The sequence below is a fragment of the Sphingobium sp. LB126 genome (assembly GCF_002795205.1).
Lineage (GTDB): Bacteria > Pseudomonadota > Alphaproteobacteria > Sphingomonadales > Sphingomonadaceae > Sphingobium > Sphingobium chungbukense.
Map to the genome: position 1 here is coordinate 2,247,334 of NZ_NETV01000001.1, position 11,661 is coordinate 2,258,994.

The 11,661-nt window shown below is 64.1% G+C and carries 10 protein-coding genes; 6 read left to right on the forward strand and 4 right to left on the reverse strand.

Annotated features, from left to right (window positions below; translation table 11 throughout):
* Window positions 1-32: 32 nt before the first annotated feature.
* Window positions 33-2,642, forward strand: coding sequence for an EAL domain-containing protein (locus tag CAF53_RS11005; RefSeq protein ID WP_100238069.1), 2,610 nt, complete (start codon window positions 33-35; stop codon window positions 2,640-2,642).
* 45 nt (window positions 2,643-2,687) lie between these two features.
* On the opposite strand, the gene uvrB is transcribed toward CAF53_RS11005, so the two are convergent.
* Window positions 2,688-4,871: an excinuclease ABC subunit UvrB gene (uvrB, locus tag CAF53_RS11010; RefSeq protein ID WP_100238070.1), complete on the reverse strand. Its 2,184-nt coding sequence runs from the start codon at window positions 4,869-4,871 to the stop codon at window positions 2,688-2,690.
* A gap of 52 nt (window positions 4,872-4,923) precedes the next feature.
* On the opposite strand from uvrB, the gene CAF53_RS11015 reads away from it, so the two are divergent.
* The 5 genes from CAF53_RS11015 to CAF53_RS11035 all read left to right on the forward strand — a co-directional run bounded on the left by CAF53_RS11015 (window position 4,924) and on the right by CAF53_RS11035 (window position 7,636).
* Complete coding sequence (locus tag CAF53_RS11015; RefSeq protein ID WP_100238071.1) at window positions 4,924-5,460, forward strand: DUF3617 domain-containing protein; 537 nt, start codon at window positions 4,924-4,926, stop codon at window positions 5,458-5,460.
* Window positions 5,457-5,732, forward strand: coding sequence for an HNH endonuclease (locus CAF53_RS11020; protein WP_100238770.1), 276 nt, complete (start codon window positions 5,457-5,459; stop codon window positions 5,730-5,732). The genes CAF53_RS11015 and CAF53_RS11020 overlap by 4 nt, the downstream gene beginning before the upstream one ends.
* Window positions 5,733-5,919: 187 nt before the next feature.
* The gene (locus CAF53_RS11025) at window positions 5,920-6,423 is read left to right on the forward strand and encodes a DUF3617 domain-containing protein (RefSeq protein WP_046763634.1); all 504 of its coding nucleotides are present in this window, start codon (window positions 5,920-5,922) and stop codon (window positions 6,421-6,423) included.
* A gap of 96 nt (window positions 6,424-6,519) precedes the next feature.
* On the forward strand, window positions 6,520-6,996 hold the full coding sequence (locus tag CAF53_RS11030) for a hypothetical protein (RefSeq protein WP_100238072.1): 477 nt from the start codon (window positions 6,520-6,522) through the stop codon (window positions 6,994-6,996).
* Between the two features lie 133 nt (window positions 6,997-7,129).
* Window positions 7,130-7,636 (forward strand): DUF3617 family protein, encoded by a 507-nt coding sequence (locus tag CAF53_RS11035; protein ID WP_100238073.1) that lies wholly within the window; start codon window positions 7,130-7,132, stop codon window positions 7,634-7,636.
* 3 nt (window positions 7,637-7,639) lie between these two features.
* On the opposite strand, the gene CAF53_RS11040 is transcribed toward CAF53_RS11035, so the two are convergent.
* The 3 genes from CAF53_RS11040 to CAF53_RS11050 form a co-directional block, all read right to left on the reverse strand.
* Window positions 7,640-8,860: an MBL fold metallo-hydrolase gene (locus tag CAF53_RS11040; RefSeq protein WP_100238771.1), complete on the reverse strand. Its 1,221-nt coding sequence runs from the start codon at window positions 8,858-8,860 to the stop codon at window positions 7,640-7,642.
* 239 nt (window positions 8,861-9,099) lie between these two features.
* The gene (locus tag CAF53_RS11045; RefSeq protein ID WP_100238074.1) at window positions 9,100-10,461 is read right to left on the reverse strand and encodes a methyl-accepting chemotaxis protein; all 1,362 of its coding nucleotides are present in this window, start codon (window positions 10,459-10,461) and stop codon (window positions 9,100-9,102) included.
* Window positions 10,462-10,569: 108 nt separating this feature from the next.
* Complete coding sequence (locus tag CAF53_RS11050; protein WP_100238075.1) at window positions 10,570-11,487, reverse strand: DMT family transporter; 918 nt, start codon at window positions 11,485-11,487, stop codon at window positions 10,570-10,572.
* Between the last annotated feature and the right edge of the window lie 174 nt (window positions 11,488-11,661).

Genomic DNA, 11,661 nt, shown 5'->3' on the forward strand with positions numbered 1-11,661 from the left:
TTCTTTCAATAACTCCTTGTTACGCAGGGATCATGGCATCCCTGCGGACCAACCTGACCGAATGGCGCGCGCGGCGCGGCGACCTTGTCGCTGCGCTCGGTCTGGCCGAGGGCGGGGTGGAGGTCGACGTCTCCTGGATTTCCGGGACCTTCGTCCATATCGCCCGGCTGTGGCCGCTGATATTGCTGGGGAAACTCTGCATCACCGCCTTGCTGCACGTGCCCTTTTACGAAGCGGACAATGTCGGTCATGCGCTGGCGCTGTCGGCCATGCTGCTGGTGGACGGTGTCGCGATCGTCGCGCCGCGCGGCGCCGCGTTCCAGCGGTTGCGCCCGCATCACCAGAAATGGCTGATGCTGCCGATGGTGATGCTGTCGGGTCTGACCTTCAGTGTGATGCTGGGTTCGTCGCTCCTTACGGATGCGCCGTCGCGCAATCTGGTGGCGGAAATGGCGGTCGCGCTGATGGCGGTGTCGATCTTCGGCGACCGGCGGCTGCTGGGGGTGGGCTATTTCACCGGACTGCTGGTCGCGGCGATCGTCCATCGGGCGGATTTCACCCAGATAGGCCTGTTGATCAGTTGCATCGCGGTGATGATGGTCGCCGCCCTGCGCCAGGCGAATGCCGACATGAACCGCGCCATCCTCTTCCATCAGCGCGATCTGCGGGCGCAGCGATCCGACCGGTTGCTGCATGAATATGAGCAGTCAGGTCGCGGCTGGTTCTGGGAAACCGATCGCCACGGCTGCATCGCCTATATTTCCGACACGCTGGCGCGCACGCTGGACAGGACCAGCGAGGCGCTGATCGGCCGCCCGATCACGGAGATCATCCGGCCCGGCGACCGGCAGGACGGCGATGGCGAGCGCACGCTGGGCTTTCACCTTTCCGCCCGCACCGGCTTTGCCGAAATTCCGGTCCGTGCCGCCATGGCGAAGGACGAGCGATGGTGGTCGATTTCCGGCCAGCCTGTGTTCAACGAATATGGCCAGTTTCACGGCTTCCGCGGCAGCGGCACGGACCTGACCGAAATGCGCCGCAGCCAGGCCGAGGTGAACCGGCTGGCCCAATTTGATTCGCTGACCGGCCTCGCCAACCGCGTGCAGATGATGCGTTCGCTGGAGCAGGCGGTGGCGGGCAAGGGCGGCCGGCCCCGCGACTGCACGTTGATGATGCTCGACCTCGACCGGTTCAAGACGGTCAACGACACGCTCGGCCACCCCGCCGGCGACGCGCTGCTGCGGCAGGTCAGCCAGCGCATCCAGCGCGTCGTTGGGGACAAGGGGCTGGTCGGCCGCCAGGGCGGCGACGAATTCAAGATCCTGCTGCCCGGCCGCCCGGACAAGGTCACGCTCGATCATCTGGCGCGGGCGATCATCACCGATGTCTCCCAACCCTATACGGTGGAGGGGACGGCGGTCGTCATCGGTGTATCGGTCGGCATTTCCTTCTGCCCGCAGGATGGTGTCACCGCGGAGGAACTGATCCGCAATGCCGACCTCGCGCTCTATGCGGCGAAAGGCGATGGACGCGGCGTCTACCGCTTCTACTCGCCCGAAATGCATGCCGAGGCGGAGGACCGCCGCCAGCTGGAGGAGGATCTGCGCCGGGCCCTGGTCGAGGACGGACTGCACCTCGTCTATCAACCCGTGGTGTCGTCCAAGACTGAACGGATCACCGGCTATGAAGCGCTGCTGCGCTGGCAGCATCCGGTACGTGGCGCGATCTCGCCCACCCAGTTCGTGCCGATCGCGGAGGATAGCGGCCTGATCGGCCCGATCGGCGAATGGGTGCTGCGCACCGCCTGCCGCGATGCGGCGCAATGGGCCGACGATGTGCGGGTGGCGATCAATGTCTCGCCGATCCAGTTCGCCAATCCGGGCCTGCCCTCCGTCGTCATGAATGCACTGGCCGGATCGGGCCTGGCGCCCCAGCGGCTGGAACTGGAAATCACCGAAAGCGTGTTCCTGACCGACGGCGACGGCACGGATTCGATGTTCAGCCGCCTGAAGGGCCTGGGCGTCCGGCTGGCGCTGGACGATTTCGGCACCGGCTATTCCTCGCTCGGCTATCTGAAGAAGGCGCCGTTCGACAAGATCAAGATCGACCAGAGCTTCGTGCGCGGCGCCGCGATCAAGGGCAGCCGCAACAGCGCCATCATCAAGGCGATCGTCAGCCTGGCCGAAGCGCTGGGTATGGACACCACGGCGGAGGGGGCGGAAACGCAGGACGAGCTCGCCCTGATCCGCCAGCTCGGGTGCAGCCACATCCAGGGCTATGTTTATGGTCGGCCGGTTCCCGCGCAGGAGGTGCTGGTCCAGCAGCATCGCCATGGCGGGCACATCGCGCCGCAGGGTTTCCAGTCGAGCCGGCCCGAACGCAAGACCATGTTCCGCACCGTGACCGTGCATCATGACGGGCATGTCCATACCGGGCGCATCCGCAACATTTCCGCCACCGGCGCGCAGTTGGAGGGGGTGTGGGCTGTTCCAGAAGGCACGCTGTTCGCGATCGAACTGAGCGAAAACCAGATCGTCAACGCCGTTGCGCGCTGGTCGAAGGAAGACCGGATGGGTGTGGAATTCACCCATTCGATCAACCTGTCCGCCTTGCGCGCGGCACCCCGGTCGCTGGCGTCCTGAGGGGGGACGGAGCCAGCGGGTGATACCACCTGCTTCGAAAAAGCTCTACCGCCCGAACTTCTTCTGCACCTTGCCGTAGCGCAGCTTCCGCGTCCCCGGCTTTCCTTCGGTCGCGCGGCCCCTCGGCGCCGCCACCTGCTGATCGGCGGGCAGGCCCAGTTCCTCCGCCTCCAGCTTGCGGATTTCGTCGCGGATGCGTCCGGCTTCCTCGAACTCCAGGTCCGCCGCCGCCGCGCGCATCTTCTTTTCCAGATCCTCGATATAGGCGCGCAGATTGTGGCCCACGAGATGCGGCCGGTCCTCCAGCCCCGTCTCGACCGTCACCTGATCCTTGGACGCGACATGGGCGATGATGTCGCTGATATTCTTCTTCACCGTCTGCGGCGTGATGCCATGTTCGGCATTATATTCCATCTGCTTCTCGCGCCGACGGGACGTCTCATTGAGCGCCCGCTCCATCGACCCGGTGATCCGGTCGGCATAGAGGATCACCCGCCCCTCGACATTGCGCGCCGCACGCCCGATCGTCTGGATCAGCGAGGTTTCGGAGCGCAGGAACCCTTCCTTGTCCGCGTCCAATATCGCCACCAGCCCGCATTCGGGAATATCCAGACCCTCGCGCAGCAGGTTGATGCCGATCAGCACGTCATAGACGCCCAGCCGCAAATCCCGGATCAGTTCGATCCGCTCCAGCGTCTCGACATCCGAGTGCATGTAGCGGACCTTGATCCCCGCCTCATGCATGAATTCGGTCAGGTCCTCTGCCATCCGCTTGGTCAGCGTGGTGACGAGCGTGCGATAGCCCTGCGCGGCGACCTTGCGGCATTCGTTGATCAGGTCGTCGACCTGATCCTCGACCGGCTTGATCTCGACCGGCGGGTCGATGAGGCCGGTCGGCCTAATGACCTGTTCGGAGAAGGTGCCGCCAGTCTGGTTCATCTCCCACGGCCCCGGCGTCGCGGACACGCTCACCGTCTGCGGCCGCATCGCGTCCCACTCGTTGAAGCGCAGCGGCCGGTTGTCGATGCAGCTCGGCAGGCGGAAGCCATATTCGGCCAGCGTGATCTTGCGCCGATGGTCGCCCCGCGCCATCGCCCCGATCTGCGGCACGGTCTGGTGGCTCTCGTCCACGAACAGCAGCGCATTTTCTGGCAGATATTCGAACAGCGTCGGCGGCGGCTCGCCCGGCAGGCGTCCGGTCAGGAAGCGCGAATAATTCTCGATCCCCGCGCAGGAGCCGGTCGCCGCGATCATCTCCAGATCGAAGTTCGTCCGTTGCTCCAGCCGCTGCGCCTCCAGCAGCTTGCCCTCGCCGGTCAGTTCCTTCAGCCGCTCCGCCAGCTCGAAGCGGATCGCCTCCATCGCCTGCTTGAGCGTCGGCCCCGGCGTGACGTGGTGCGAATTGGGAAAGACCTTCACATAATCGAGGCTCGCGATCTTCTTGCCCGTCAGGGGATCGAACTCGACAATCTCCTCAATTTCATTGCCGAAGAAGCTGACCCGCCACGCCGTATCCTCATAGTGGGAGGGGAAAATCTCCAGATTATCCCCCTTCACCCGGAAATTGCCGCGCGCAAAGGCCGCATCGTTGCGCTTGTACTGGAGCGCCACCAGCTTGCGGATGATCTCGCGCTGGTCCTCGATCTGCCCCTTCTTCATCGCGAAGGTCATGGCCGAATAGGTCTCGACCGACCCGATGCCGTAAAGACAGGACACCGACGCCACGATCAGCACATCGTCCCGCTCCATCAGGGCGCGGGTGGCCGAATGGCGCATCCGGTCGATCGCCTCGTTTACGCTGGACTCCTTCTCGATATAGGTGTCCGACCGCGCCACATAGGCTTCGGGCTGATAATAATCATAGTAACTGACGAAATATTCGACCGCATTTTCGGGGAAGAAACTTTTGAACTCCCCATAAAGCTGCGCGGCGAGAATCTTGTTCGGCGCCAGCACCAGCGCGGGCCGCTGCAACGCCTCGATCACCTTCGCCATGGTGAAGGTCTTGCCGGAGCCGGTCACGCCCAGCAGCACCTGATCCTTCTCGCCCGTCAGCGCGGTTTCCACCAGTTCGGCAATGGCGGTCGGCTGGTCGCCCGACGGCTCATAATCGGAAACCAGCTTGAACGCCCGCCCGCCCTCGCTCTTTTCGGGGCGCGCGGGGCGGTGGGGGACGAAGCCTTCGCCGGTCTCCGGCTCGTCCAGCGTGGTGCGGATTTGAATTGTCATCGCGCCTTGATATGGTCCCGGCCCAAGCGGGGTGCAACAGGGAGGATGATCCATGCGCAAAACTGTACTGGGCCTGATGGGGGCGACGGCCCTGCTGGCGGCCTGCGGCGAAAAACCGTCCGGCGAGCCCCAGACCAAGGAAGAGGTGAAACAGGAGGTCCAGAAGGTCCAGCTCAAGCCGGGCCAGTGGGAGGGCACTTATGAGCTGGAAGACATCGACATGCCGAACATGCCCGGCGGCGGCGCCCAGATGAAAGAGCAGATGAAGAAGATGATGAGCCGCACCTCGATCAAATATTGCGTCTCGCCCGAAGAAGCGGCCAACCCCAGCGGCAAGATGTTCTCCGGCCAGGAGAATAAGGATTGCACGTACAAGGGCTTCGACGCCAGCGGCGGCTCCGTGAAGGGGGAAATCAGCTGCAAGTCGCAGGGCGGCACGATGAACGCCGTCATGTCCGGCGATTACGCGCCAGAAAGCTATGCAATGCACATGGACATGAAGATGACCGGCGCGCCCAACGGCATGAACATGAGCATGAAGGCCAAGACCAGCGGCAAGTGGATCGGCACGACCTGCGCGGCGAAATGAACCAGGCCCCGGCGTGCTGGCTCTGCGGCCGCGCGCTGGGGCATCGCGTCGAATGGCATCATCCGATGCCCAAAAGCAAAGGCGGGCGGGACAGGGTGCCCGTCCACCCGATCTGCCATCGCGCCATCCACGCGCACCTTGGCAATGCGGAGCTCGCCCGCGCCTATGGCGATGCCGATGCCTTGCGCGCCCATCCCGAACTGGCCCGCTTCCTGGCCTGGGTCGCCAGCAAGCCGCCCGACTTCCACGCGCCCACCTATAAGAAGCGATAGAGTATTTTGCAGTCGGCCAGCATGGCCGACGGCTCGCAAAATGCGGGAAACAGGCTCCAGCAAATTCCTCTTGCGCTTTGCGCGACTTGGCGCGAGCCTCACGCCGTTCCGCCCAAGCATTTTGAAGTCGGCAGGTACGGCCGATGGCTCGCAAAATGCGTGAACCAGCGAGAACAGGGGAGAGGATATGCAGAAAGTTGCACTGGCGGCATGGCCGCTTTTGCTCGCTCTTGGCTTGGCCGGCTGCGGTAGCAAGCCGGAACCCGCACCTGAAACCACCGAAGCACCGGTCCTGATGAAGGCCGGCGAATGGACGCTGACGCGCAAGACCACGGGCTACAATACGCCCACCGTCACCCCGGCCGAATATCAGGCCGCCCTGAAGCAGACGAGCGAGGACAAGGCCTGCATCGCCGTCGATGCCGCTGGCGTGCCCGACGCCAATGCGCTTGCGGGAGCGGAGGGCAAGGCCTGCACCTACAAGGACAAGCTGGTCCGCAAGGGCCGGTTGATCGCGACGCTCGCCTGCACGTCGGGCAAGGGCACGTCGGAAATCGTGCTGGAGGGCAATTTCACCGCCGATACGCTGACCCTGGGCAGCACCATGACCCGGACGGAGGGCGGCAGCCCCGTGCTGCGTACGACCCATGACGTCACCGGCAAGCGCACGGGGGAATGTTCGAAGGCCTAAGTCGCGGATTCGCGACGGAAGATCGAAAATGCGCTGGGCTGCGATTCATGCGATGGTCCCGAACGGCATCCATCTCTTGGGAAGGGGAGTCGTTCCATGCTGTTCCATCTGTCGATCGCAGCCCGCAATCCCCGCCATGTCGCGCAGGTCCTGGCCGAATTCTGGCGGGGGGAGGCCTTTCCCTTTCCGCCGGTCGCACAGGGAAGCTGGATCGCCGTGGCTGGGGACGAGCGCGGCACGGCGATAGAAGTCTATCCGCTGGGCACAGTGCTGCGCGAGGCGGAGGGCGACGCCGACAGCTTCGGCGAGGCTACGCAGCAGAACGGCTATACCGCCACCCACGCCGCCCTTGCCACCCCGCTCAGCCAGGCGGAGGTGATGGCGATCGCGTCGCGCGAAGGCTGGCCCGCCAAATATCGCAAGCGGGGCGGCACCTTCGGCGTCATCGAACTTTGGATCGAGGGCCGGCAGATGGTCGAACTGCTGACGGAGGAGATGCAGGCCGAATATCTGGCCTCCGCGACGATCGACAATTTCCGCGCCATGATGAGGGGGATGAGCGGCGACGGATAAAGGCCTCCAATCCTTCCCATTGGCGCGCGACGGAAGATTATCATGTCCGAAATGGATGGCTTCCCCTGTTTTAAGGTCTTGGAACGCCTATCTGCCTGAGCCGACGGGGCTGGGGGCATATATGCGATTTGCGATGGCAGGTTCGGCGGCATGGGGCATGCTGATGCTGGTCGGCTGTGCGCCCCGGCAGGATGATCCGTCCAATCCGCCACGGCTGGGCCAATGGCATGACCGCACAATCCTGACCGGCGTGCGTCTCAACGACCGCGCGCTCAAGGATGAGGAAATCCCGTCTGAACTGCGCGGGGTGATCGATGGCTTCAACAAGGAAAAGAGTGTCTGCGGCGAACCGCGCCTGCGTGAGAAGTCGGAGATTCAGGCCATGCTCGATGAAAAATTCGACGACTGCGCCATGGAGACGTTCGATGCCGATGGATCCACCCTTTCAGCGCTTGCCAGATGCAGGCCGCACGACACGGGACAGGATATTCAGATGACCGTCCGCGTGGATGGCCGTACTGGTGCGGAACATTTGTTGCTCGATGTGGATGGGATCGCACGCCTAACCGAAAAGACCGGCGGCAATTATGTCGTCGTCGTTTCCGGCCGCCGCGAAATCACGCGCATCGGCGACTGCTGACGCTTATTCCAGCGCCGCGATCGCCCGCCGGTCGCAATGCTTGGTGCCACGCGGCACAGGCGCATAGCCCGGCACCAGGATCGACTGCCCGGCCCTGAGCGGTGCGAAGCGCTTCCGCTCTATCCCTTCGCAGCGCAGGGCAAGCTCCAGCATCCTGGGCGGCGTCCCCCATTTCTCGTAGGACAGGCGGAACGTTCCCCAATGGATGGGGATCGCGGTCGAGGCCCTGAGTTTCTCGAATACCTGCACAGCCTGTTCCGGCCCGATATGCGCGTCCGACTGCATCTGCCCGGGATAGAAGCGGAAGGCGCCGATCGGGATCATCGCCAGCCTGATCGGCCCCAGCCGCGCCGCTTCTTCCGGCCAGGCCATGTCGCCAGCCCCGGTATCGCCCACGAAGAAGATGTTGCCCGCCCGCGTCTCGACGACGAAACTGGACCATAAAGCCCGGCTGCGGTCCGTGTTCCAGCGGCTGCTCCAATGATGGCTGCGCAGCACATGGACGCGATAATCGGGACAATGTTCGTAATTTTCGCACTGGATCACCGTGTCATCGCCCAGGCCGCGAAGCGCCGCGCCGCTCACCGACTGGCCCCAGTCCAGCGCGGTCGACGGGATGCCGTTGGCCTTCAGGATCGCGTCATTGCCCAGGCTGGTGACGATCTTCGGCCGGTCCCGCTCCCACAGCCTTTTCAGCGTGGGAATGTCCATATGGTCATAATGATTGTGGCTGACCAGGATGAGGTCGATTTTTGGCAGATCGTCAAAGCGCACCCCCGGCTGTGCCACCCGCTTCGGCCCCAGCGGCGGGAAGGGGCCGGCATGGTCCGACCAGATCGGATCGGTCAGGATATTGAGGCCCGCCGCCTGTACCAGCACCGTCGCATGGCCCACCCATGTCGCCACCATGCCCCTGGGCGCGGCGAAGGCGGGCGGGCGCGAGGGCTTGACCGCGACAGCGTCGGGCCATGCGGGTCGGTCGTCCTGCCCCGTCAGCCAGCGCGCGACGAAGCCGCGGGGGTTGCTCCCCGGCGGCACCGGCAATCCGATCTCCCCATCGGGATTGAAGAAACGGGCACCATCATAATGGCGGCTGACCGGCCCCCGATAATAGATCTGGTCGAGAAAGAGCGGAACGATGGTCACCGCCAGACACAGCGTGACGACCGCAAACAGCAGCGTGATGCCCAGACCCTTGGCGATTTGCCCGACGATGCGGCCCATGCCGTCTCCCGCAATGATGACCGGAAGCGACATAGCGCGGATCGGAGCGCGGGCAAGAGCGGACACTTTCATGGCACGTCACCCCGGGCTTGACCTGGGGTCCCGCTTTTCTTCTGAGCGCCCACCCTGACAATGCGGGGAGCCTTTGGGTCAAGCCCACCAGGGTGACGAGGGTGACGAGGGTGACGAGCGTAACGAGGGTGGCGATGTCGGCAACAGGCCATCCATGGCCACCGGCCTCACCCCTGATCCTGATAGGCCATTTGCAGAATCCCCCAATGCCTGCCCCGCACATGGATGGAGGCGATCACCTGCTTGAGCAGGATGACATTTCCCTCCGCGGTCAGGCGACGATAGGCCTTGAGGCAGAAGGGCTGGGTGATCTTGCTCTGCTCGCGCGTATCGGGAAAATCGAAGATCACGCCTTCGCGCGAATATTCCATGTTCCAATTATCGTCGCCGGGCCGCTGGGGCAACGACCGCTCCGGCATGGCGACCGCGCCGAAACTGTTGCGATCGGTGAAGGTCATGCCGAACAGGCCCCTGAACGCGCGCGCCCTTTCCTGCTGCACCCTGGCCGCGGGGATCAGCACCGGCTGGACGGGATGGCTATATTGCGTCGGATGGGTGCCGGGAATGGGCGCATAATATTCGCTGAACAGCACGCTTTCGGTCAGCCGCCCATCGGCGAGCGCCTGCTCCAATTCCCCGCTCACCGCCTTCGCCGCGTTCAGGCAGAAGTCGATATAGGGGGAATCGGGAATCTCGACGCCGCTCTCCGCCACCAATTGCAGCAACTGGTTGGTGTCGTCGCTGGCGATGGTGATCCGCCCGGACAGCCTGTGCAGCCCGCCCGCATTGTCGGTCGAGGTGCTGGCCAGCGCCTCCAGCCCGCTGCGGATTTCGCCCGCCGATCCGACCATGGAGGCGATGCGCTGCGCCACCGCGTCGCTGTTGCTGGACAGATCCTCCATCAGATTGCCCAGCCGTTCGACCAGTTGCTCGATATTCTTGGTGTCGGACAGGGCCGTGCGCGCGGTTTCGGCGCCATGGACGATCCCTTCCAGCATCTTGCCCGCCTCGCCGGTCAACGCGCCGATCGACTGGTCGATGGTCTGGGTTGCCGTCGCTGTTTCCTGCGCCAGCTTCTTGACCTCCGCCGCCACCACGGCAAAGCCGCGTCCGGCATCGCCGGCCCGTGCCGCTTCGATAGTGGCGTTGAGGGCCAGCAAATTGGTCTGGCTGGCAATGCCGCTGATCACGCTGGTCACATGGGCCACGGTCTTGAGCGCATTGCGGAAACCGTCCAGCCGTTCATGCAGGCTGCTCACCCGCTCGATCAGGTCGACGAAATTGGCGTTGGCGTCCGATAGCTGCCGTCCGGAATCATCGATGATGCCCCGCGCCGCGATCGCCTTTTCCCGCGCGTCCTGCCCGGCCAGCGACACGCTTTCCCCGTCGCGCGACAGTTGCGCCGCCGCGCCGCCGATGGTCTCGATGGTGCGGGCCTGATGGGTGACGCGGTCCGCCAGTTCGCTGATGTCCGCCTGCAGGTCGAGCGTGCGGATGCCCAGGTCGCCAGACAGCTTGGCCACCTTCATCACCGCCTGTTCGACGTTCCGGTTTCTTGCCTGATTTTCCACGGTTTCAGGGGCTATCGGACGATGGTAAAATATCCGTTAGCGATGCGGCGGGCCGTTGCTCGCCCGCTATAATGAGCCCATCAGTGCCAGCACCACGCCGCCCGCCACCAATATCAGTCCCACGACCTCGCTGCGCCGCATCCGTTCGCCCAGGTAGAAATGGCCGAAACCCAGGGTGAAGGCGACCTCGATCTGCCCGACGATCCGCACCAGCGCGACCGGCGCCGTGGCAAAGCCAGTGAACCAGCAGGCCGATCCCAGGGAGGAGAGCAGCCCGACCTGCCCCGACACCCGCCAGTTGCGAAACACCCTCCCCATCTGCCCCGGTTCGCGCAGCAGCAGGAAACCGCCCTGCATCGCCGTCTGCATCGCCACCGTCACGGCGAGTACGATCAGCGCGGCGAGGACCGGGTCGTTCCCACCGACCTCCTGTGTTGCACGGCGGATGCCGATCGCGGTCAGAGCGAAGAAAAAGCCCGACGCGATGCCGGTCAGCGCCGCCGGCTGGCCAAGGGCCCTGGCAAAATCCATCGGTCCCATGCGCTTGCCGCCCGTGGACAGCAGCATGACCCCCATGACGCCGCAACCGATGCCTGCCCAGGCGAGCGGATGCAACCGCTCCCCCATCAGCAGGAAGGACAGGATCGCGCCTTGCACCGCCTCGGTCTTGGCATAGGCGGTGCCGACCACGAAATTGCGATAGGCAAAGGCCATGATCAGCAAATTGGTGGCAATGATCTGCGCCAGCCCCCCGCCCAGACAGAAGAGCAGGAACAAAGGATCGGGAGAGGGCAGGGGCGTGGCGAACAGCATCCGGTATCCGCCCAGCAGCAACATGGTGAAGGGCAGGCCGTAAAGATAGCGCACCAGGCCCGCGGCATTGACCGACAGCTCCTTGCTCACCCGTCGCTGGATGGCGGTCCGCCAGGCCTGCAACCCGCCAGCCATCAATGTCGCGGGCAACCAGATCGGAAAGCTCATCATGCGAGCGCGCTAGTGTGGTGGATTTGAAATACGCCTCATCATAGCGGCCAGGTGGGGAGCGTATTTCAAATCCATAAACCACACTAGAATCATATATTTGCTAGTGACCCTGACGAAGCTGAAGTTCGTTCAGCGCTGGCCCAACAATGTGACGAACTTCAGATTCGGGTCACT